Consider the following 21,133-nt stretch of genomic DNA (forward strand, 5'->3'; position numbering starts at 1 on the left):
TAACGGATTATTTATGTACTTTACACTGAATGACAAGGAATTGGATGCGCTCTGTGGGCTTTCATATATCCAACAAATTACCTACTTAAGAGGGATTCGACCCTACATGGATCGCAATACTTTCATAGTAGGGATTAAGCGACGTATTAGTTACCAATCGCTGGCTGAGGCACTTTATATTGAGCCCCATCAAGGGATTACAGAATCTGGAAGTCCTAGCCGTCAGCAAATTCGACGAGCCGTTAAAGGGCTTGAACGCTCAGGTCTTATTGTCATTCAGTCTTTCGATAAACATCTTATTTTAAAATGTCTTTTAGCGGATATCAGTTATTGTGTCCAAAATAAACCCGGCACAAACCCGACACAGCAAGCCGACACAAAGCCGCATGCGAAACTCCCTATAAATACAGGGTATTCTGAGGGTGTAAGAGCAAAAGCCGACACAGATGAAATCCTAAAAGCCGACACACCTCTAATAAAAGAAAATAATTATATTTATTTATTACAACGCTTCGACCATTTCTGGCGTATGTACCCCGAGAAAAAGTCACGTGAACGTGCCTTTGAAATCTTTAAACAAATCAATCCAGATGAGCCTTTGCTGCAAAGTATGCTGCAAGCCCTGGATCAACAAATCAAAACCCATACAGCAAAAGAAGCTCATGGGGAATGGGTTCCAGCATGGAAATTTCCAGCCAACTGGTTGTCCCAAAAATGTTGGGAAGATGAAGTCAAAATCGAATTAACGCAGGAGAAACGGAATGAGAAGTGCGGCACAAATACTAAGAGCGGAGCCATTGATCCATTCTGGAACCCAGAAACAGGAGACGCAGCAATCACCGATGAAGACGAATACAAGCAGTCAAACGTCATCAACCTGCAATGCTACCGACAGTAGAAAAAAATGTATTGAAAACCTGTTTACCCGCTTTGCAGTTTACTACGGACATTTGTGGCGTAGTCAGTTCAAGAGTGATGGTTTTTTGGAGTTTGCCAAGAAGGAGTGGTTGGAGGGCTTAAGTCAATTCAATGATGAGATTTTGAATCAGGTCATTATTGATTGCCGTGATCATTGCGAAATGCCTCCTACCCTGCCGCAAATGATTGGCTTTTGTCGTGATATCAAAAGGCGCAATGCTTTTTATGTCACATCAGAAAAATATCAACCAGCCAGTAAAGCAGTGGTTGAAGAGAATATCAGGCAGTGCAAGGCCTATTTATTTAAATAACTTAAAGGAGACGCATTATGTTGGTTTTAACAAGAAAAGTTGGTGAATCAGTTGTTATCAGTGAGGAAGTTTACTGCACTGTAGTGGGTTATCGTGATGGTGAGGTTCGCCTTGCTTTCGATGCCCCTCAATCTATCCCGGTTCACCGTGATGAAATTCAAAGACGCATTTATCGAGAACGCCAAAAAGATCAATGGTTCAGTGACTCTCCTTCCAATAAGGAAAGCATTGTTGACCGTTTAATTAGCAAATTCAAACACGGCTTGAAGTCAGCTTAAAAACATCGAGGATGATTCGTATGAAAGCACAAGAAGAACAAGGGATAACGGTTAAAGACCGCGCCCGTGAAAAGCTAAGGCGTGATTTGGGTGACATGATTGAACAGGCGCTAAGTGATCCTAAAACCGTTGAAATCATGCTCAATGCAGATGGCAAACTTTGGCAGGAACGCTTAGGCGAAACCATGCGTTGCATAGGTAGTATCACTGACGCCCGTGCTGAATCCATCATTAAAACTGTTGCGGGCTTTCATGGTAAGGAAGTAACCCGTTTTAATCCGATACTGGAAGGTGAGCTACCACTGGACGGATCACGTTTTGCAGGGCAGCTGCCACCAGTGGTCTCAAAACCCACATTCGCAATTCGTAAAAAAGCCATTTCGGTTTTTACACTGGATGACTACGTAAAATCAGAAATTATGACAGAAGCACAATGTGCAGTGATTAAAAAGGCCGTTATATCACACCGAAACATTCTAGTCATTGGCGGCACTGGTTCGGGTAAAACTACTTTAGTGAACGCAATTATCAATGAAATGGTTCGTAGTTCGCCAGCTGAGCGTGTTTTCATCATTGAAGATACAGGTGAAATTCAATGCGCCGCTGAGAACTGCGTTCAATATCACACCACTCTTGATGTCAATATGACCCAGCTTTTAAAAACCACTCTAAGGATGCGGCCAGATCGAATCCTTGTTGGTGAGGTTCGGGGCAGTGAAGCATTGGATTTACTTGATGCCTGGAATACTGGTCATGAGGGTGGTGCTGCTACTTTGCATGCCAATAACTGTCTTGCAGGACTTCATCGTTTGAAATCACTGATTACACGTAACCCCTCTGCCCCAACTGAAATTGAACCATTGATTGGTGAAACGGTTCATTGTGTGGTGCATATCACAAGAACACCGCAAGGACGCAGAGTTGAAGAAATCATATCTGTTAAAGGCTATGAAAACGGTCATTACAACATCGAACAACTTATCTAAGGAGTATAGGTATGAACCAAGCAGTTAATATAAATTATCGAAGTCTATGGATGATGGGAGCGATTGTTTTATTGCTTCTGTTAATAACACATCCTGCTTGTGCATCAAGTGCAGGTGGAGGTTTACCTTTTGACTCCTATCTAACCAAAATACAAAAATCCATTACCGGCCCATTTGCCTTTACTGCTGCGATTATTGGTTTAGTTGGCGCAGGAGCCACGCTGATTTTTGGTGGTGAAATGAATGGTTTTTTGCGAACCCTTCTCTTTATTGTACTGGTACTTTCATTCTTGGTTGCAGCACAAAATACCATGACAGCAATTACAGGCAAAGGAGCCGAAATTGCTAAACCTTCAGTCTCAAAAATAGCTATGGAGACACAGCCATGAGTCTTCGTAGCATTCCTATACGCAGATGTGGTAACCGCCCAAGTCTTTTTTTGGGTGGTGACCGCGAGCTGGTGATGTTTTCAGGATTACTTTCAGCAATCTTAATATTCGCAGCACAAGATTGGCTTGCCGCTATTTTTGGCTTTGCCCTTTGGTTTTTATCTTTAAAAGGGCTTAGGCTTATGGCAAAAGCCGATCCTTATATGAGAGCCGTTTATCTGAGACAAAGAGGCTATCAGGCCTATTACCCAGCACGTTCAACCCCTTTTCGTAATAATAAAGGGGGTTATTTATGATTGAGTTCATTACCTTTTTAATCAGTATTACTGGGCTGTTGCTATTAGGTACGTTGTTTAGCGCTGCTAGAATGAAAAGTCGTAAACACCATGTCAAAAAACATCGAAGTCATACAGCAGGATTGGTTGATTTACTAAATTATGCTGCGGTAGTCGATGATGGCGTGATTATCGGTAAAAATGGATCGTTTATGGCAGCCTGGCTTTATCAAGGTGAAGATATTGCCAACACTACCGATGAAGCTCGTGAAATGATGGCTTTTCGAATCAATCAGGCAATGTCCTCCATGGGTAATGGCTGGATGATTCATGTAGATGCCATAAGACGTGCTGCTCCTAGCTACAGTGAGTGCGGTGCTTCATACTTTCCCGATCTTGTGTCGAAGGCTGTTGACGAAGAAAGAAGGCAATACTTTGAAAGTATTGGTGCTTTGTATGAAGGCTATTTTGTTATCACACTAACCTGGTATCCACCTGTATTGGCACAAAAGCGTTTTGTTGAATTGATGTTTGATGATTCAGGGGAAAAGTTAAACCACAAAGAAAAAACCCATCAATTGATTGAAACCTTCAAGCAATCATGCAGAAACTTTGAGTCACGTATGAGCGCAGCAATTCACCTGGAAAGGTTAGGCTCAGAAATAATCATCAATGAAAACCATAAGATTACTCAAGATAACTTTTTAAGACATATTCAATATTGTGTCACGGGAATTAACCATTCCGTTAATCTGCCTAAAAATCCAATTTATCTGGATGCACTCATAGGCGGTCAGGAATTAATTCCAGGTATAACACCCAAAATTGGCCGAAAGTTCATTCAATGTGTTGCTATTGAAGGATTCCCCATGGAATCTTACCCAGGTATTTTAACTCTGTTGACTCAATTACCTGTGGAGTATCGTTGGAACTCTCGCTTCATATTCATGGATCCCCATGAAGCTGTAGCTCATTTCACTAAGTTCCGTAAAAAGTGGAAACAAAAGGTGAGAGGTTTTTTTGACCAAATGTTTAATACCAGCTCCGGTATCGTTGATGAAGATGCGCTCAGCATGGTTAATGACGCGCAAGCAGCAATTGCCGAAACCAATTCAGGAATGGTGGGTCAGGGGTATTATACATCCGTCGTGGTGTTGATGGATGAGGATAGAGCAAACGTTGAGAAAGCTGCTCTATTTATCGAAAAGAATATCAACGCTTTAGGCTTTAGCGCACGAACAGAAACCATTAATACCATGGATGCCTACATGGGCAGCCTACCAGGCCATGGTGTTGAAAACATCAGACGACCTCTGATGAATACCATGAATCTAGCGGACTTGTTGCCAACATCTAGCATTTGGACGGGTGAAAATAAAGCGCCTTGCCCACTATTTCCCCCTCAATCACCGCCTTTGCTGCACTGTGTCACTATCGGTAATGCGCCATTTCGTCTGAATCTTCATGTCAGAGACTTAGGACATGGCATTATGTTTGGTCCGACACGCTCTGGTAAATCAACTCATCTTGGTTTATTAGCATTATCCTGGCGTCGATATAAAGATGCCCGTATTTATTCTTTTGATAAAGGCATGTCTATGTATCCAACCTGTAAAGCAACAGGTGGGGAGCATTTCACTATCGCAGGTAAAGACTCACGCCTTGCCTTTGCGCCATTGCAGTTTTTAGAAACTAAAGCAGATCGGGCTTGGGCTATGGAGTGGATTGATACAATTCTAGCTTTGAATGGTTTGAATACCACACCAGCTCAGCGCAATGAAATCGGCCATGCCATTCTAAGCATGCACCAAAGTGGCTCTAAAACCGTATCTGAGTTTGTCATGACAATTCAGGATGAGCCTATTCGAGAAACATTAAAGCAATACACTATTGATGGGTTGATGGGCCATTTAGTGGATGCGGAAAGTGATGGATTAGGCTTGTCTTCCTTTATGACCTTTGAAATCGAGCATTTAATGAGCTTAGGTGAAAAATTTGCATTGCCTGTGTTGCTTTATCTCTTTAGGCGTATTGAAACTTCTTTAGATGGTCGCCCCACCCTAATCTTGCTTGATGAAGCCTGGTTGATGCTGGCGCATCCTGTGTTTAAAAATAAGATTGCTGAATGGCTTGACTCAATGGCTAAGAAAAACTGTGTGGTGTTTATGGCAACTCAACATTTATCTCATGCAGCCAACTCTGGAATCTTAGATATTATTGTTGAATCAACCGCCACCAAAATCTTTTTACCAAATCTTTATGCAAGAGATCCTGAGACCCGACTCATTTATGAGCGCATGGGCTTAAATCCACGCCAGATAGACATCATAGCATCTGCTCAACCCAAACGTGATTACTACTATGTCAGTGAAAAAGGCCAGAGACTTTATCAATTGGCGTTAGGACCTTTGGCCTTGGCATTTGTTGGTGCAACAGATCCCGATTCGATTGCGCGTATGAAGCAATTGGAGTCGAAGTATGAAGATGAGTGGGTCTCTCAATGGCTTTCAGAAAAAGGTATTCATTTGGCTCAGTACGGAGAAGCAGCATGAAAAAAAGTATAACGAATAACCCCTACCTCAACGCCAGACGCGCCTGGAATGTTCATACCGCAGGACTTATGAAATCACTACAAGTTTGGCAATTGGTAGGCTTAGGTAGCTTGTTAATTGCATTAGCGGCAGTCGGTGGACTCATCGCGATAGGTAGTCAATCCAAATTTATCCCTTTGGTGTTTCAACAAGATGCCAATGGCAATACCTTGTCAGTTACCCGTGCTGATAAGGTTGGTGAGGCAAGCATTGATGATTATCGTGCTGCAGCTGCCCATTTTATTGAAAACGTTCGCATGGTAAGCCTTGATACGGAACTGCAAAAGAAAGCAGTTTTTCAAGTGTATTCCTATTTAAATGCCAATGATGCGGCTTTAGCTAAGATTCAAGAGTTCTATAGTGACAAACAGCAATCTAATCCCTTTGAAAGAGCTGCCTTTGAGATTGTGAGCATAGACATTCGCTCAGTACTTCAAGAGTCGGATGAGACTTGGCAAGTAGACTGGGTTGAAACGGTGAGAAATCGTGATGGATCCCTTAAAGAAAAGCCTCGCATGATGAAAGCAATGGTTACGATGTATCAGGAGAATGAAATCAATGATGTCACCAGTGAGTCCATTTTAAAAAATCCCCACCTGATTTATGTACGTGATTTTAACTGGTCCTACGAATTAAAGCATGGAGAACAGCAATGAAAAGAATAATGCAGCTATTTTGTTTATTAACACCGCTCACAAGTTTTGCATTGGATAACACCATTCTGGCCGAGCATTATTTTTCGGATACTGTGCCCAAGCTATCGAGTCAGGAACAACAAGGTTTAGATATTGCAGAGCGTACGCAAAAAGGAGAAAAAACAAGTAAACCCTTTGCTTCCGCTGATGGTTCAGTCAGTTTTATTTATGGATCAGGGCAAATCAGGGTAGTTTGTGCGCCTTTACAAGTGTGTGATATTGCCCTCCAACCAGGTGAGCAGTTTAACGACATGAATGTCGGTGACCCACGCTTTGTTGTTGAACCATCCATCACAGGATCTGGGACTATGCAACAAATCCATCTGCTCATAAAACCTAAAGATGTAGGGCTTGATTCTTCTTTGGTAGTCACCACAGACAGAAGAACGTATCACTTTAGATTAAAGTCAGATAGAACCGAATTTATGCCTTACATTTCATTTACTTATCCTGATGAGGCAAAGGCCAAATGGCAGTTACTACAACGCATTCAGGCTGAAAGACGAAAAGTAGATGCCTTACCAGAAACCAATGAATATCTAGGCGATCTTAACTTCAATTATCGAATTCAAGGCAATGCCCGATTTAAACCAGTGAGAGTTTATAACAATGGTGTCAAAACGATTATTGAGATGCCAAGAACCATGGCTCAAAGTGAAGCGCCTGCGCTGCTAGTTTTAAGAGGTCGAGGACTATTTAAAAAATCAGAGTCCGTGATGGTCAATTATCGCCTTCAGGGCTGTCGTTACATCGTGGATGGGGTTTTTGATAAAGCCATATTGGTTATCGGCAGCGGCTCCTCTCAAGAAAAAATTACTATTACAAGGTGCTGAAGATGAAAAAATTAAGTTTTTTGTTGCTCGCTGTCTTGTTATCAAGCTGTGCCAGTATGCGTTATGGCAATTTCACTCAAATGCCTCAGGGCAAAGATGCTTATCTGGCGGCAGATGCAGCTACTCAATTAACGCGAGTATATCCACCTGCTCAAAATACATTTTGTATTGGTCAAAGAGTAACAGATGGCTTTGGATTAAGTCTTATTCAAAACTTGAGAAAAAAGGGTTATGGCATCAATGAAAATCAATGCCCTAAGAATAAAGCTAATTTTTTCTATGTGCTTGATGAGCTTAAACCTCAAAGTTACAGAGTAAGCCTTTTTGTAGGAATACAAACATTGAGCCGTCTATATGCAAAAAACCATGAAAATATCTTTCCTGTCAGCGCATGGACTCATAAGGAGTAAGAACGATGAATCAAAATAATGATTATTTGTCACCGGATAATTCACCGCAAAAGCTTCAAACCACGGGTGTAAAACGTGTAAATAATGTGCCACTCATGATTGCAATTGGTATTTTAACTCTTTTTGTGATGCTCATCGCCTTAGTTGCCAATAAACGGGCTAATGCGCAAAACCAGCCATCAGAAATAGTAAAGGTTAAGAACCCTAAGAAAAATACCATGAACCTTGCCAATGATGTGGTAGGAAATCATAAAACAGCAGTGATTCCGCCCCAGAGTGACACGATAGCTAATAAAGAAGCAGGTCCTTTGCCCATTCCTGAACAACTTCCACATCAAGAAGACACTCTGACACAGGAGGTATCTGAAGCTGAACTCGAGCGTATTCGTCAGGAAAAAACTCAAGAATTTGAAGAGGCTGTCAAAGCTAAGTCATCCATAATGGTAGATAACCCACGATTAAATAATCGCGACACTACTAAAACTTCTATGAATAGCAATGAGATGACATTAAACATCGACCCTTCATCAGCGTTTAAAGAGCAACTCGCATTATTACAAGGAAGACAGGCCAAACCTATGCCACAAACATTAGGTGGTGAGGAAAATGAAATGCGCTGGCATTTAAATTCAACGCTGCAAAATCCAAACAGTCGATACGAACTAAGAGCTGGCAGCGTGATTCCAGGGGTAATGATTAGCGGTATTTCATCAGAATTACCAGGTCAAATCATCGCTCAAGTTTCACAAAACGTATATGACACCGCTACCGGAAAATATCTTTTAATACCCCAAGGCACCAAGATATTGGGGCTTTATTCCAGTGATGTCCCTTTTGGTCAGAACTCTGTATTAGTGGCGTGGCAACGTCTGGTGTTTCCAGACAGTAAAGCTCTGGATATCGGCTCTATGCCAGGTGCTGATAGTGCTGGATATGGTGGTTTTCGCGATCAAGTAGATCATCATTATGCGCGAATTTATGGTTCAGCGCTTTTAATGTCAGGCATTATTGCTGGTATTACTTATAGCCAAAATACCAATCAATCTAATCAATTCGGTTACGCCCAGCCCACGGCTGGCAGTGTGATGAGTCAGGCTTTAGGACAACAGTTGGGCGAGGTTACTTCGCAACTGGTTTCAAAAAACCTGAATGTGGCTCCTACTATCAATGTCCGTCCAGGTTATCGTTTCAATATCATCGTAGTGAAAGATTTAACGTTTAAGCAGCCCTATAGGCAATTTGCTTATCAATGAAGGAGAGCATTATGAAATTTAAATCCATGATTATTTATTGCTTTGTTTTACCAGCATTCGCAAGTGGTGCACCTGTTTTTGACGTTGCAAACTGGATTCAAAATGGAAAGATGATTGCAACTCAGCTTAGCGAATATAAAACGCAAGTCGATCAATACAAGAATCAGATGGACCAATATCAAAACATGTTAGACAACACCAAATCACTGACTTCCTTTGAATGGGATAATGCCAACTCTGTTATTAATAATTTGCTTGAGTCGACTGATACCATTGATTACTACAAACAGGAAGCTGGCAGCCTCCAAGGATATTTGGACCGATTCCAAAGTCAGGAATACTACCAAAAGACCCCATGTTTTAATGGCACGGGGCAATGTTCTGCTGAAGAACTTAGAAAAATCAAACAAAGCAGATTAGCGGCTTCTGTTGCTGAAAAACGCTCCAATGATGCCATGCTCAAAGGGATTGATAAACAACAACAGAGCTTAAAAAATGATTCTGCTAAACTGCGCACTTTGCAATCACAGGCACAAAGTGCTGCAGGCCAAAAACAGGCTCTTCAAGCAGCTTCTCAACTAGCTAGTAATCAATCCCATCAATTGCTTCAAATCAGAGGTGTGTTATTGGCGCAACAGAATGCCCAGGCCGTCAAAGATGCAGCGAATGCCAATAAGGAAGCGATACAGACTGCAGGAGATGAGCATTTCAGATCAGGGGCATACCATAAAAGCTCAGGGAAAAAGTGGTAATCCATCATAAAAAGGAGAGGAAATGAAAGTTTTATGTTTATCAATTATGGTTCTTACTTGTGTCCTGTCAGGTTGCGACAGTGCTGCAACCACAGCTCAAAAAAAGGCTGAACACTTGGCTTCTCTAACATGTAACAGCTCAAGAGAGGGTCGAACTAAAGAAGAACTCCAAGTGATTGGTGATGCGTGTTTCCGTGGGGGTAGTTATTCCAAAAGCTCTGGCAAGAAGTGGTAATGCTATGAATAAAAAAATAATCCCCTATTTAATTGCTCTTAGTTTATTTGGATTTTCCACTTACTGCCATGCTCAGGGGCATGGCATGGATGGTCGTGATTTACTCGATAATATTTTACAACGGTTTGCCAGCACATCCGCGCTATGGAGCAAAACCATGTTGAATTACGCCAGATATCTATTCTGGTCTTTGGCATTAATCAGTATGGTGTGGACTTACGGCTTGATGGCATTACGCAAAGCAGACATACAAGAATTCTTAGCTGAAACGGTACGGTTTTTTGTGGTTGTCGGTTTTTTCTATTGGATTTTGGACAATGGACCTGCAATTGCAAAAGCAATAATAGACTCCATGCGGCAACTTGCAGCAAAGGCTTCTGGAATTAATGAGCACGTCTCTCCTTCAGATATCGTGGATGTTGGTTTTGATATTGTTTCAAAAGCCATAGACAGCTCATCCATCTGGTCTCCTGCAGCAACCACAGTAGGATTACTCGTTGCAGGCGTTATTCTGATTATATTGGCTTTGGTCAGTATCAATATGCTCATTATCTTAATCACCGCATGGATTTTAACTTATGGTGGCATTGTTTTATTAGGGTTTGGCGGTGGCCGTTGGACTCAGGACATTGCTATTAACTACTACAAAACTGTGTTGGGGATTGCATTACAAGCTTTTGCTATGATTTTAATTATTGGTATTGGTAAATCCTTTGTAGATCAATATTACGCTGCGATGTCTGAAAACATCATGTTAAAAGAAATGTTTGTTATGCTGGTAGTTGCCGTACTATTACTGGTTCTTATTAATAAAATTCCACCTGCTTTAGCAGGCATTGTATCAGGAGGAGGTGGTGCTGGTGGTGGCGGTGGGCTCGGCCTGGGCGGTGCTATGGGGGCTGCAGGAATAGCTGGGGCTGCCATGGCGGGTGCGGTAGGTAGCACACTTGCTCAAAGCGGTGGTGGATTATCCGCACTTAATGCTGCGTTTAAGGCAGCCAGTCAATCAACCAACTCTTGCGATACAAGTGCACTGTCAGGAATGGATAAAGGCTCTAAAACCGGTGGTTTAGCCGAAGCCATGGGAACAGCTGCCAAATTTGCAGGTTCTTTTGGTTCCCATTTAGCATCAGGTACTATGGATGTAGCTCGTGAAAAAGCAAACTCGGTTAAAGAGGCCATTGCTGAAAAAATTGCTGACACAACAGGTGGAAAAATTGCTGAGGCAATTCAGAACAAGGTAGATTCATCTGCTTCTGAATCGCAAGAATCCAACGCACAAAATATTCTGTCTATGGGTACTCCTGGAGGTAGCTTTAGTTCAGGTACTGATACATCAGATGAGGTCAGTCAGTTTGTGAACCAGAAAGTATCTGGAGAAAGCAAATGAGCCTAAACAAACTGAATAAAGCCATAGGCCCTCAAGTCAGAGAAAAAAATCATGGCAAGGCAAATAAAACGCATACCTGGTTAGTGATTTCTTCTTTTTTAATCAGCATGCAAATTGGCACGCAGTTTTTCGCACATCAATTTCACTATGCTGATGTCTTAGGGACTTCATTCGCCCATATTTATATGCCTTGGCAGATTTTTATTTGGGCTATTAAATATCAAGCCTATTACCCGGATTCTTTTAATGCCGCCTTTGGTCTGATTGTCATGATTGGCAGTCTATTTTTAATGATGATCGTGTTGGCTTCCAAATATTTTAAAAAGAACAATGTGAGTGATTACCTACACGGTTCAGCCAGATGGGCTAATTGGGAAGACTTAAACAGTGCGAGCCTCATTGGACATGATGAAGGAGTTTATGTTGGAGCATTCGAAGATGACAAAGGTGAGATTCATTATTTGCGCCACAATGGGCCTGAACATGTTTTAACCTATGCACCAACACGCTCAGGGAAGGGAGTTGGTCTAGTGATCCCTACCCTTTTATCCTGGAAACAATCTTGCGTCATTACCGATTTAAAAGGTGAACTTTGGGCAATGACTGCTGGATGGCGGCAGAAACATGCTAACAACAAAGTCATTCGATTTGAGCCTGCAACGTTAAAAGGAAGTGCACGCTGGAACCCACTAAATGAAATCAGAGTCGGTACTGAATCAGAGGTCGGGGACGTACAAAATTTGGCAACACTTGTAGTTGATCCCGATGGTAAAGGATTGGAAACGCATTGGCAGAAAACCTCTCAAGCCCTTTTGGTTGGTTTTATTCTGCATGCGATTTATAAACTGAACAACCAGGGAGAACCAGCCACATTTCCCAACATTGACCGCATGCTGGTTGATCCCCATATTAATATTGCCGACCTGCTCATTGAAATGACGCAATATCCACATATAGAGGGCAAAACCCACCCTGTTATTTCTGCCTCTGCGCGTGACATGATCGACCGACCCGAAGAAGAAGCAGGATCTGTACTATCTACTTTAAAATCTTATTTGGCGTTATACCGAGATCCAGTGGTAGCACATAACGTCTCTGCCTCTGATTTTTGTATTCGCGATTTAATGAATCATGAAAATCCCGTGAGTCTCTATATTGTTACTCAACCTAATGACAAGGCCAGGCTTCAACCTCTGGTTAGAGTCATGATTAATATGATAGTAAGACTATTGGCTGACAAAATGGAATTTGAGCGTGTATCCGATGACAAAGGTTTATCTTATGTGAGTGCAAAAAAAACGTATAAACATCGACTGCTTTGCATGATAGATGAATTTCCAAGCCTTGGAAAACTCGATATTCTACAAGAGTCATTAGCCTTTGTTGCAGGTTATGGTTTAAAATTTTACTTAATTTGTCAGGACATTAATCAGCTTAAAAGCCGTGAACGTGGTTATGGCCCTGATGAAACCATCACCTCTAATTGCCACATCCAAAATGCTTATCCACCTAACCGAGTTGAAACGGCAGAACATCTTTCCAAACTAACAGGTCAAACAACGATTGTTAAAGAACACATCACCACCAGCGGTAAACGCTTTTCTACATTCTTAAATCAAATATCAAAAACCATTCAAGAAATATCGAGACCTCTTTTAACCGTTGATGAGTGCCTGCGTATGCCTGGGCCTAAAAAAGATTCTAATGGCTTGATTGTTGAAGCAGGCGACATGGTTGTTTATGCAGCGGGCTTCCCTGCTATTTATGGCAAACAACCGCTTTATTTTAAAGATCCAGTCTTCATGGCTAGGGCTTCTGTAGAAGCTCCTGCTCACTCAGATATGTTACGTGTTCGATTAAGTGAAGATGAGATGATCCGATTATGAAAAAACTATCCGTCATAATCACTATTTTTCTGATAAGCACTATTGCTGCAGGCATGTTATTCCATTCTATGGGCTTTAGGATAAATCTTACTGAATCCATTCCTATAGGCTTATATCGCATCACCGGCACAGAGCCGCTAAAAAATGCTTATGTGATTTTTTGCCCAGATGATAGGAAAACTTTCAGATTAGCCAAGAACAGAGGTTATATAGATCATGGTCTTTATTGTAATGGATATGGCTATTTAATGAAAAAAGTAGTGGCTGTATCTGGCGATATCCTCTCTGTGACAAATGAAGGGGTTTATGTGAATCAAATGTTAATTCCTTATTCAAAACCAAAATTACAGGATGGAATGAAGCGCACTTTACCTCAATGGCAGGTAATGAATTATCAACTTCAAGAAGATGAAATCATGACGATGACCAGTCAAAGCGAATGGTCATTCGATGGTCGATATTATGGTCTTGTTCACACAAGACAAATCAAGGGAATGATCACACCCATATGGGTAATTAATAAACGGGAGAAAACCACATGAGTCATGAAACCGAGTTAATGAATGTGATTTCAGAAAAGTTCGAGGATTTAGTAATCCCTGGCTTTCTTGTCGAGGTCAGTCCGATAGAAGCAGACATCATGGGCGCATTTTTTGAAGAGGCACTCAATGAAGAAGATGCGATGGAGGCTATTTATGACTAAAATGCCTTATCATCAAGTCGTTGCCAATCAAATTATTGAAAGCTTGAAAGCAGGAACAGCACCCTGGCTAAAACCATGGGAACCAGGCACAGGTAATGGTCAAGTTCCTTATAATCCAATAACAGGTAAACGTTATCGCGGGATTAATGCATTGTATTTAATGCTGAATCAAAGTGATGACAATCGCTGGTTAACCTACAAACAAGCACAAAGTATCGATGCTCAAGTACGCAAGGGAGAAAAAGGCGCGACGATTCAGTACTGGAAATTTCATGAAGAACAAATCAAACAAGATGATGCTGGCAAACCTGTGCTTGATGAGCAAGGTAATCCATTAAAAGTGCAGGTGAATCTTGAACGACCCAAGGTGTTTTATGCAACAGTATTTCATGCCTCACAGATTGATAATATGCCCGAACTCATTACAAAAGAGCCAGACTGGTCCTTAATTGAAAGAGCAGAAAAACTGCTACATAACTCAGGTGCTAACATTGAGCATTCTGAAGCAGACAGAGCTTTTTACAGGTTATCGACTGATAGCATCCATCTTCCACCGAAAGAGCAATTTAAATCCGCAGCGAACTACTATGCTACTGCCCTGCATGAACTAGGGCATTGGAGCGGTCATCCCTCAAGGTTGGATAGAGATTTAGACCATCCCTTTGGTTCAGACGCTTATGCCAAAGAAGAATTAAGAGCAGAAATTGCAAGCATGCTGTTAAGTGCCGAACTTGGTATAGGTCATGACCCTTCTCAACACACTGCTTATATCAAATCATGGATTCGTGTTTTGGATGATGAGCCCTTAGAAATATTCAGAGCCTCCGCAGATGCAGAGAAAATAGTGAATCACCTCTGTGCTTTAGAGCAAACCCAAAACCATCAACTGTCAGAACTTATTGAACTCAAGGATGATAAACTAAAAGAGGAAGTTTTTATGGCAACTGACAACATCACTTCTGAAAAGGTCTGGTTAAGCATCCCCTTCAAACAAAAAGAGAGTGCTAAATCCACAATAGGAAAACTCACTGATGGAACACCAGGTATTGCCTGGGATAAAGTTCAAAAATGTTGGTATGCAAATCCTGGTGTTCCTGTTGAGAAAATCAAAGCCTGGCTTCCTGAAAATCAAATACTAACCCAGGATAAAGCGCTTATACCAGAAGATGAATTTAAGGCGGCATTGGTGAGCCTTGGTGCTATTGTTTCAGGTGGGCATCCAATTATGGATGGTAAACCTCATCGCATAGCTACAGAGGGTGATAAAAACGGTGAAAAGGCAGGATTTTATGTAGCCCATTTAGATGGTATTCCGGCTGGATATATTAAAAATAATCGAACTGGTGCCGAACTTAATTGGAAATGTAAGGGTTACATTTTAACTGATGAACAGAAGACAACGCTTAAGGCAGAAGCACTCGAGCAACAACAAACTCGCCAACGTGAGCTTGAAGCTAAGCAAAAAAGTACTGCATTAAGACTCAAAGAAAAATTATCGATGATGACAGAGATTTTGGAACCCACGCCTTATATGCAGGCCAAAGGTATTCAGGTTCATTCTGGCGCCTATACTGATGAAGAAAGAAAACTAACCTGTATTCCAGCAACAGATTGCCAAGGTACACTTTGGACTGTTCAATACATTGCCGAAGATGGAACCAAACGCTTTGCAAAAGACTCCAAAAAGGAGGGTTGTTTCCACGTGCTAGGTGGTTTGGAAAAGCTTGCTGATACACCTGTAATTATAATTGCCGAAGGTTATGCTACTGCTGCAACGATAAAAGAAGCATGTGAGCTGCCTGCTGTCGTTTCTGCCTTTGATTCAGGGAACCTAAAAGCAGTAGCAAAAGCATTGCATGAAAAGTATCCACATACTCCAGTTATCCTGGCCGCGGATGATGACAAGCATCTGGAGTTATCGAAGGGTATCAACCCCGGTAAAGAAAAAGCTGGCGAAGCTGCTGATGCTGTCAATGGTTTTATTGTGCTACCAACCTTCGCATCGAATGAGCAGTCATCAAACCCTAAAAAATTCAGTGATTTTAATGACTTGGCAAATCATAGCAAATTGGGTTTCGAAGGGGTTATACGTCAGATCAAACCAAAGGTTGAAAAAATTGCTAAACGGTATAATCGTATGCGATTGTCAAAGAACAGTAATGTAATTCATATTTCCTAGATTCAACATAATGGGTAAAAGTTCAAGCAATCAGGTTCGAACCTTTACCTGTCTTATTACAATGAGCCATTACTAACTGTTATTTCTCCGTCTTCACAAAATGAATAATTACTCAGAAACTCTTCCAGATATTCAATGTTTAATACCAGTATTGAAATTGAGTCAAATTCTCTTGCATTTTTGGGAGCAATATATAAATTATTTTTAGTTGGTATTTTATGTAAAGCCCATTTATATTGGCTAACTTGTGGGGCTGAGGAATTATTGTAATCAATAACCCATAACTTAGCATTTGTAATAATAATGGGGATGATGATGGGAAAGTCTCTTGATTTATTTTTATCTACATCTGTTACTGATATAGCCTTTATAGCCGACAAAATTTGATTCTGAGCCTTAAAGAAATTATTTTCAAAGTCATTCTTAGCTGCTTTTTTCAGTTGAGTACCTGTTTTATTAAAAAAATCACCAGTAAACGTAAAAAAATACTGATTTTCATCTGGTTTGAATTGAGCAATTCGATAGTTAGAATCCTTAATAGCATGTCGCCTTGTATTATACATTTTGGGGTCAATGCCATTATCTTCTTTAATCAAAATCAGATATGATGAGTTTGTGGCCCCTTTACACTCAATTAGCCATTCCCTACCTTGATATTGCGCTGCTTTAATATCGACCTCTACAAATTCATCCTCATTCTTTATTAACTGATTCATTAAAACAGAAAAACTCTTTTCTTCCAGTATCTTTTTTGCTCGGAATTCTAAATTAAAACCATAGCTATTAGCCGCATCCAAAATTAATTTATCATCGTCCATAGTTTTCCCTAAGTTACTTAAAACCGTGGTTATTCCTAATATCAGTGTGTTTTTTCTTAATTACCCCATCTAATAACTATAGGATAGATGGAAAATTAACCCCAATTTATTTATTTTTGCGGCTTTTACTTTTGTCATTTATTCCAAAAATTTTCCATCGCACATGGTTATCAGATTTGAATCCTTTCCGCTCCAGGTGATCATGTGCATTATCCGGCAATAGCACTTGACCTCCTCCGGTGAGCTGAACCAGATCGCATTTGGACAAGTTTCGCAAGCTGTCGTGATCTTTGGCTGGCGAGCCTTGTCTAATGCTGAAAGAGTTGGGCTTTGTACTTCCCCTTCTCTTTCCAGTGGCTGCACCAGCAGCCTCATGGCCTCCTGAAGTTCTTCCTCGATGGCTTTGTCGGTTTGCTCTTGATTGATCATGGGATTTCTCCTGTTCAAAATTTAGTTTTTGACGTTGATTTTCCAAATCCAAATCAGCAAAAGTGATTGGCATTTGATATTGAATAACAATCTGCAAGATAATCTTTTTAAATAATGGAGACCCATTCACACAAATACAATCACCATAGCGCTGTCTTGCCATTTCCAAGACTCTTTTAAGCGCAGGAATAGACCCGCCTTTAGAAATGATAATTTCCTTTCCATTGTCCCTAATAACACTGTTATCTTTTTTATAAATCTCAGTACCTTCTTTAGTAACAGAGTCGATTTGCCCAAAATTTAAAGAGGAAGAAAAAGAAGAGCCTGATCCTGATATGGTGTAATCATGCTTATTTTTACGATTACGATACCTCATTACCATTAAAGCATCCTGGTCGCCACCTTGTGCTTTTTGTTTCAGCCAATCAGCCCAGGTTGTATTTGTATGAGAATCTAATAACTGGCTACGTTCTTTTGCATAATTTTTTCTTATGTTATCAATCTCATTAAGCAGCGTTTTGTTTATATGCTGATAGAGGTACTTTTTCTGTGCTTTAGAAAAGTTCATTAACTTCAAAGTCGCTCGTTTAATTCGTCCTCGCTTTTTCGCCTTTTCAATAAGTTTTGTTTTGGCCTCACGCAACTTTTTAAGTTTGTCTGAAACAAAACATTTATTGTGCGATTTTTCATCCTGATATTTGGCATAGAACGCAGAGCCTAGTACCTTTTTATTTAATGGTTCATAATGATAAACATTTGATACAGGTCTATCACCTTCTGGGTAGGATAGTAGGAATGAACCTAGCTTAGATTCGAGATTTTTTTTAGAAAAGGTTCTGGAAATTGAACTTGCTTTAACAGTAAGCCCTTGGGCATCGCAGAACACAAAACCATTAGCTTTAATACAAATCATCAACCCATGTCCTGCCAAAATGCTATGAATCTCCTTCCAACTAATGGCAGCCTCGATTTTTTCTTTACAAGAGCGTTTCATCCAATTAATTAAGCTTTCAATACCTGAGTGATGCTCCATATCGTCAGCAAGATTTTCTGAATGGTTTTTACGGGTTTGATGATTGGTTATTTGAAGACCTAATTCAATTTCTAGCTTGGATGCGACCTCAGCAAAAATCTTATATGCCCTGAAAGGTTCAATCATATTAAGGGTTTGAGGATGTATTTTATTAATCGCAACATGAATATGAAGATTGTCTGTATCATGATGAACAACGGAGATTCTTTGGTGCTCTTTAAATCCAATCGATGATGCCATTGTATCTTCAATTTCCTGTAAAACTTGAGCCGAAGGGTTTTCTCCTGGAGCAAAGGAAATAAGCATATGGTAAGTTTTATCTCCAGTGGCTCTTTGATTTTTAGCTTGCGTTGCCAATACTTCCTGCACGGCCCAAATGGGATCAAGACTAGTACAGTTTGATAATCTGATCTTACCCACCCGCTCCTGTTTGTTTTGTTGATTACATAGGTATTGAACAAGGCCTGAAAAACTACTAAGCCTTGTTTTCTTCATAGGAATATGGCGAATAATCATAGTTTTTTCACTACTTCAAACATCGCATCCTGAGTAGTTTGAATACGAGCTAACAAGGTTTTTATTGTTTGGAGGTCAAAGTGTGCAACACGTTTATCCTGAGTTAGCCATAGTTTTAAAAGTCCACCAAGTCGTCCTAAGTCTCCGTTAATCTTGGCTAACTGCATGATATAATCCTTATCAACATTACTTTGAATTTGATAACCGAGACTAATCCTTCTTAAATACTCGGCAATTGAAAGCCCAGCTGTGGCTGCATTCGATTTAATCTGAATTTCTTCGGAAAGCAAAACAGGTACGCGAAGATGGCGACCATTTTTTCTAGTGGGTGTTTTGGGTTTATCGTCCATAAGGATGCTGACCTCTTAATTAAGTGGTTTGCAATCCTTTGGGTATTGATTTGACTTCAGAACATAGGGTTTTCGTTGAGCACCGAAGGTGCGAATAAGACTTGTGAGGTTTGGTAGCCAGCTTGCTGGTTAGCTAACTTCACCTATCTTGCCCTGCGTTTTAAGTTCATCTAATAGCATACTATCAGGTAATTTTATGTAATTACAAGGCTATTTGTTTTGAAACCAAATTAATTTCTAATAATTACCAATAATTACGATAAATTACATATTTATGCGCTTTAGAGAAGGTTTAATTACGCCAAAAGGAAATAAAATAACTCGACTCATTGCACAGCAACAAAATAATTTGTACTATCAGAAAGAGAACAATAATAAGTTGATGGTATGACATGGGAAACTCCCTCAGCGAACGAATCGCAGCAAAACAAATGTTAAGAAAAGCCTCTGCTAAATCTGTAAATAAAGCGGCATTTCTTGCTTTAAAAAACGATATCGCTTCAGCCCTAGCTGATGGTTGGTCTATAAAGCTTGTCTGGGAAACCTTAGTTGAAGAAGGCAAAATCTCATTTTCATATAAAACTTTTTGTGGCTATGTAGCACGTTTGATTGCTGCAGAAAAAAAGCCATCTATGCAGGAAAAAACCAAGGATGATGAAAAGGCTAAAAGTAAGGCAAAAACCGAAATTCGCGGCTTTACTTTTAATCCCAAACCCAACTTGGAGGAACTCTTGTAATGGCAAAGATACATATCACACTGCAGGGAAAAGGCGGTGTCGGCAAATCATTTATTTCAGCAACCACAGCTCAATACAAACAACACAAAGGCCACACCCCGCTGTGTATTGACACCGACCCCATCAATTCGACCTTTCATGGCTTTAAAGCTCTAAATGTCGATCATATTCAAGTTATGAGTGGTGATGAAATTAACCCCCGTCTTTTTGATACCCTCATTGAAAAAATTGCCTCCACAACTAATGATGTAGTCATTGACAACGGTGCCAGTTCTTTTGTACCGCTATCTCACTACCTCATCAGCAATCAAGTTCCGGCTTTGTTAAAGGAATTAGGCCATGAAATGGTGATTCATACTGTCATAACCGGAGGCCAAGCCTTATTCGATACCATTAATGGCTTCGCACAGCTGATTGACCAGTTTGCAAATGAAGCACAGTTTGTCGTCTGGCTCAATCCCTATTGGGGAGCAATTGAACATGAAGGCAAAGCATTTGAACAACTCAAAGCCTACCGAGATAACAAAGACAGAATATCAGCCATAATTCAAATCCCCGACCTGAAAAAAGAAACCTACGGCCGTGATTTAACCGAAATGCTTCAACAAAAGCTGACCTTCGATGAAGTACTGGGTACGCCAGAGAAAAGCATTATGACCCGTCAGCGATTAAAGATCGTCCGCGATCAATTGTTTGGACAGCTGGATAACGCCAGGGTGATCTAATGTCAGAGAAACTCGATAAAATTATTCAAGATATCAGCATCAAACATGGTGTACTTTTGGGTAAAGACGATCCCATACTCATGCTTCAGACTATGAATGAACAACTGATTGAGGAAAATCGAAAAGCCCAACAGGATTTGCTTGTACAGTTCCGAGAGGAAATTGAAGGTATTTCCTCACAATGGAAAAATGATGCCAAAGAAAAAGCTGAAAAAGCTCTTAATGCAGCATTAGCTAGTAGTAAAGAAGCTATAGCTATCTTACTGCAAGGATCTACTAGGGAATCAGTTCAAGCTATGAAAAAATTGATCTCGGATTCATTAATTGAGGCTAACTCCCTAATGCAAAAGACGCAAAAATTCAGTCGATTTGCATTGTTGTCATCAGCCATATTGTTTGCTGGCTCTTGTTTGATTCTCTTTTGTAAATAAATACTATATT

At 40.5% G+C, this 21,133-nt stretch carries 24 protein-coding genes; 21 read left to right on the forward strand and 3 right to left on the reverse strand.

All coding sequences use genetic code 11. The annotated features are described in order from the left end of the window. Window positions 1-13: 13 nt before the first annotated feature. From ACZ5EK_RS12150 to ACZ5EK_RS12235, 18 genes are read left to right on the forward strand one after another with little or no spacing between them, the layout of a single operon-like run. Window positions 14-898, forward strand: coding sequence for a hypothetical protein (locus tag ACZ5EK_RS12150; protein WP_464429880.1), 885 nt, complete (start codon window positions 14-16; stop codon window positions 896-898). A gap of 19 nt (window positions 899-917) precedes the next feature. Continuing rightward, window positions 918-1,229 carry a Vir protein gene (locus ACZ5EK_RS12155; protein ID WP_464432498.1) on the forward strand — a complete coding sequence of 104 codons (312 nt, stop codon included), beginning with the start codon at window positions 918-920 and terminating at the stop codon, window positions 1,227-1,229. A gap of 17 nt (window positions 1,230-1,246) precedes the next feature. Next, a complete protein-coding gene (gene csrA, locus ACZ5EK_RS12160) occupies window positions 1,247-1,507 on the forward strand; it encodes a carbon storage regulator CsrA (protein ID WP_018576443.1) in 261 nt (86 codons plus the stop codon). A gap of 20 nt (window positions 1,508-1,527) precedes the next feature. Beyond that, window positions 1,528-2,493, forward strand: coding sequence for a P-type conjugative transfer ATPase TrbB (gene trbB, locus ACZ5EK_RS12165; RefSeq protein ID WP_464429882.1), 966 nt, complete (start codon window positions 1,528-1,530; stop codon window positions 2,491-2,493). Between the two features lie 11 nt (window positions 2,494-2,504). Next, a complete protein-coding gene (locus ACZ5EK_RS12170) occupies window positions 2,505-2,882 on the forward strand; it encodes a TrbC/VirB2 family protein (protein WP_058511821.1) in 378 nt (125 codons plus the stop codon). Continuing rightward, a complete protein-coding gene (locus ACZ5EK_RS12175; RefSeq protein WP_464429884.1) occupies window positions 2,879-3,178 on the forward strand; it encodes a conjugal transfer protein TrbD in 300 nt (99 codons plus the stop codon). The genes ACZ5EK_RS12170 and ACZ5EK_RS12175 overlap by 4 nt, the downstream gene beginning before the upstream one ends. Continuing rightward, a complete protein-coding gene (locus ACZ5EK_RS12180) occupies window positions 3,175-5,709 on the forward strand; it encodes a VirB4 family type IV secretion/conjugal transfer ATPase (protein ID WP_464429886.1) in 2,535 nt (844 codons plus the stop codon). Before ACZ5EK_RS12175 ends, ACZ5EK_RS12180 begins: the two co-directional genes overlap by 4 nt. After that, the gene (locus ACZ5EK_RS12185; RefSeq protein WP_464429888.1) at window positions 5,706-6,404 is read left to right on the forward strand and encodes a conjugal transfer protein TrbF; all 699 of its coding nucleotides are present in this window, start codon (window positions 5,706-5,708) and stop codon (window positions 6,402-6,404) included. Before ACZ5EK_RS12180 ends, ACZ5EK_RS12185 begins: the two co-directional genes overlap by 4 nt. After that, window positions 6,401-7,276 (forward strand): P-type conjugative transfer protein TrbG, encoded by an 876-nt coding sequence (trbG, locus tag ACZ5EK_RS12190; RefSeq protein WP_464429889.1) that lies wholly within the window; start codon window positions 6,401-6,403, stop codon window positions 7,274-7,276. Before ACZ5EK_RS12185 ends, trbG begins: the two co-directional genes overlap by 4 nt. Window positions 7,277-7,278: 2 nt before the next feature. After that, window positions 7,279-7,686 carry a conjugal transfer protein TrbH gene (locus ACZ5EK_RS12195; RefSeq protein WP_464429890.1) on the forward strand — a complete coding sequence of 136 codons (408 nt, stop codon included), beginning with the start codon at window positions 7,279-7,281 and terminating at the stop codon, window positions 7,684-7,686. A gap of 5 nt (window positions 7,687-7,691) precedes the next feature. Further along, entirely contained in the window at window positions 7,692-8,939 is a 1,248-nt protein-coding gene (locus ACZ5EK_RS12200) for a TrbI/VirB10 family protein (RefSeq protein ID WP_464429891.1), read from the forward strand. An 11-nt stretch (window positions 8,940-8,950) separates the two neighbouring features. Then, window positions 8,951-9,691: a P-type conjugative transfer protein TrbJ gene (gene trbJ / locus ACZ5EK_RS12205; protein WP_085662608.1), complete on the forward strand. Its 741-nt coding sequence runs from the start codon at window positions 8,951-8,953 to the stop codon at window positions 9,689-9,691. A gap of 22 nt (window positions 9,692-9,713) precedes the next feature. Then, complete coding sequence (locus tag ACZ5EK_RS12210) at window positions 9,714-9,926, forward strand: hypothetical protein (RefSeq protein ID WP_464429893.1); 213 nt, start codon at window positions 9,714-9,716, stop codon at window positions 9,924-9,926. Between the two features lie 4 nt (window positions 9,927-9,930). Beyond that, on the forward strand, window positions 9,931-11,316 hold the full coding sequence (gene trbL / locus ACZ5EK_RS12215) for a P-type conjugative transfer protein TrbL (protein ID WP_464429894.1): 1,386 nt from the start codon (window positions 9,931-9,933) through the stop codon (window positions 11,314-11,316). Next, on the forward strand, window positions 11,313-13,202 hold the full coding sequence (locus ACZ5EK_RS12220; RefSeq protein ID WP_464429895.1) for a type IV secretory system conjugative DNA transfer family protein: 1,890 nt from the start codon (window positions 11,313-11,315) through the stop codon (window positions 13,200-13,202). The genes trbL and ACZ5EK_RS12220 overlap by 4 nt, the downstream gene beginning before the upstream one ends. After that, window positions 13,199-13,744, forward strand: a complete 546-nt coding sequence (gene traF / locus ACZ5EK_RS12225; RefSeq protein WP_464429896.1) for a conjugative transfer signal peptidase TraF — start codon at window positions 13,199-13,201, stop codon at window positions 13,742-13,744. Before ACZ5EK_RS12220 ends, traF begins: the two co-directional genes overlap by 4 nt. Then, on the forward strand, window positions 13,741-13,905 hold the full coding sequence (locus ACZ5EK_RS12230; RefSeq protein ID WP_464429898.1) for a hypothetical protein: 165 nt from the start codon (window positions 13,741-13,743) through the stop codon (window positions 13,903-13,905). Before traF ends, ACZ5EK_RS12230 begins: the two co-directional genes overlap by 4 nt. Beyond that, the gene (locus ACZ5EK_RS12235) at window positions 13,898-16,084 is read left to right on the forward strand and encodes a zincin-like metallopeptidase domain-containing protein (protein ID WP_464429899.1); all 2,187 of its coding nucleotides are present in this window, start codon (window positions 13,898-13,900) and stop codon (window positions 16,082-16,084) included. The genes ACZ5EK_RS12230 and ACZ5EK_RS12235 overlap by 8 nt, the downstream gene beginning before the upstream one ends. A gap of 56 nt (window positions 16,085-16,140) precedes the next feature. On the opposite strand, the gene ACZ5EK_RS12240 is transcribed toward ACZ5EK_RS12235, so the two are convergent. The 3 genes from ACZ5EK_RS12240 to traJ all read right to left on the reverse strand — a co-directional run bounded on the left by ACZ5EK_RS12240 (window position 16,141) and on the right by traJ (window position 19,230). Beyond that, window positions 16,141-16,902, reverse strand: coding sequence for a hypothetical protein (locus tag ACZ5EK_RS12240; protein WP_464429900.1), 762 nt, complete (start codon window positions 16,900-16,902; stop codon window positions 16,141-16,143). Window positions 16,903-17,008: 106 nt separating this feature from the next. Next, a complete protein-coding gene (traI, locus tag ACZ5EK_RS12245) occupies window positions 17,009-18,880 on the reverse strand; it encodes a TraI/MobA(P) family conjugative relaxase (protein WP_464429901.1) in 1,872 nt (623 codons plus the stop codon). Beyond that, on the reverse strand, window positions 18,877-19,230 hold the full coding sequence (gene traJ / locus ACZ5EK_RS12250; RefSeq protein ID WP_464429903.1) for a conjugal transfer transcriptional regulator TraJ: 354 nt from the start codon (window positions 19,228-19,230) through the stop codon (window positions 18,877-18,879). The genes traI and traJ overlap by 4 nt, the downstream gene beginning before the upstream one ends. Window positions 19,231-19,622: 392 nt before the next feature. Between traJ and ACZ5EK_RS12255 the strand changes: the two genes are divergently transcribed. The 3 genes from ACZ5EK_RS12255 to ACZ5EK_RS12265 are packed head-to-tail and all read left to right on the forward strand — an operon-like array spanning window position 19,623 to window position 21,123. Next, window positions 19,623-19,967, forward strand: a complete 345-nt coding sequence (locus tag ACZ5EK_RS12255; RefSeq protein ID WP_464429904.1) for a TraK family protein — start codon at window positions 19,623-19,625, stop codon at window positions 19,965-19,967. Further along, the gene (locus ACZ5EK_RS12260; protein WP_464429906.1) at window positions 19,967-20,692 is read left to right on the forward strand and encodes an ArsA-related P-loop ATPase; all 726 of its coding nucleotides are present in this window, start codon (window positions 19,967-19,969) and stop codon (window positions 20,690-20,692) included. Before ACZ5EK_RS12255 ends, ACZ5EK_RS12260 begins: the two co-directional genes overlap by 1 nt. Beyond that, window positions 20,692-21,123, forward strand: coding sequence for a conjugal transfer protein TraM (locus tag ACZ5EK_RS12265; protein WP_464429907.1), 432 nt, complete (start codon window positions 20,692-20,694; stop codon window positions 21,121-21,123). Before ACZ5EK_RS12260 ends, ACZ5EK_RS12265 begins: the two co-directional genes overlap by 1 nt. Window positions 21,124-21,133 lie beyond the last annotated feature (10 nt).

The organism is Legionella sp. JM-2024, assembly GCF_055389095.1.

Coding starts and splice junctions, on each gene's coding strand:
- ACZ5EK_RS12180 (WP_464429886.1), top strand. CDS start 3,175: ATGATTGAGTTCATTACCTTTTTAATCAGTATTACTGGGCTGTTGCTA.
- ACZ5EK_RS12230 (WP_464429898.1), top strand. CDS start 13,741: ATGAGTCATGAAACCGAGTTAATGAATGTGATTTCAGAAAAGTTCGAG.
- trbL (WP_464429894.1), top strand. CDS start 9,931: ATGAATAAAAAAATAATCCCCTATTTAATTGCTCTTAGTTTATTTGGA.
- ACZ5EK_RS12255 (WP_464429904.1), top strand. CDS start 19,623: ATGGGAAACTCCCTCAGCGAACGAATCGCAGCAAAACAAATGTTAAGA.
- trbJ (WP_085662608.1), top strand. CDS start 8,951: ATGAAATTTAAATCCATGATTATTTATTGCTTTGTTTTACCAGCATTC.
- trbB (WP_464429882.1), top strand. CDS start 1,528: ATGAAAGCACAAGAAGAACAAGGGATAACGGTTAAAGACCGCGCCCGT.
- ACZ5EK_RS12265 (WP_464429907.1), top strand. CDS start 20,692: ATGTCAGAGAAACTCGATAAAATTATTCAAGATATCAGCATCAAACAT.
- ACZ5EK_RS12260 (WP_464429906.1), top strand. CDS start 19,967: ATGGCAAAGATACATATCACACTGCAGGGAAAAGGCGGTGTCGGCAAA.
- ACZ5EK_RS12200 (WP_464429891.1), top strand. CDS start 7,692: ATGAATCAAAATAATGATTATTTGTCACCGGATAATTCACCGCAAAAG.
- ACZ5EK_RS12210 (WP_464429893.1), top strand. CDS start 9,714: ATGAAAGTTTTATGTTTATCAATTATGGTTCTTACTTGTGTCCTGTCA.
- ACZ5EK_RS12220 (WP_464429895.1), top strand. CDS start 11,313: ATGAGCCTAAACAAACTGAATAAAGCCATAGGCCCTCAAGTCAGAGAA.
- ACZ5EK_RS12170 (WP_058511821.1), top strand. CDS start 2,505: ATGAACCAAGCAGTTAATATAAATTATCGAAGTCTATGGATGATGGGA.
- ACZ5EK_RS12150 (WP_464429880.1), top strand. CDS start 14: ATGTACTTTACACTGAATGACAAGGAATTGGATGCGCTCTGTGGGCTT.
- trbG (WP_464429889.1), top strand. CDS start 6,401: ATGAAAAGAATAATGCAGCTATTTTGTTTATTAACACCGCTCACAAGT.
- csrA (WP_018576443.1), top strand. CDS start 1,247: ATGTTGGTTTTAACAAGAAAAGTTGGTGAATCAGTTGTTATCAGTGAG.
- traJ (WP_464429903.1), bottom strand. CDS start 19,230: ATGGACGATAAACCCAAAACACCCACTAGAAAAAATGGTCGCCATCTT.
- ACZ5EK_RS12185 (WP_464429888.1), top strand. CDS start 5,706: ATGAAAAAAAGTATAACGAATAACCCCTACCTCAACGCCAGACGCGCC.
- traI (WP_464429901.1), bottom strand. CDS start 18,880: ATGATTATTCGCCATATTCCTATGAAGAAAACAAGGCTTAGTAGTTTT.
- ACZ5EK_RS12175 (WP_464429884.1), top strand. CDS start 2,879: ATGAGTCTTCGTAGCATTCCTATACGCAGATGTGGTAACCGCCCAAGT.
- ACZ5EK_RS12240 (WP_464429900.1), bottom strand. CDS start 16,902: ATGGACGATGATAAATTAATTTTGGATGCGGCTAATAGCTATGGTTTT.
- ACZ5EK_RS12195 (WP_464429890.1), top strand. CDS start 7,279: ATGAAAAAATTAAGTTTTTTGTTGCTCGCTGTCTTGTTATCAAGCTGT.
- traF (WP_464429896.1), top strand. CDS start 13,199: ATGAAAAAACTATCCGTCATAATCACTATTTTTCTGATAAGCACTATT.
- ACZ5EK_RS12235 (WP_464429899.1), top strand. CDS start 13,898: ATGACTAAAATGCCTTATCATCAAGTCGTTGCCAATCAAATTATTGAA.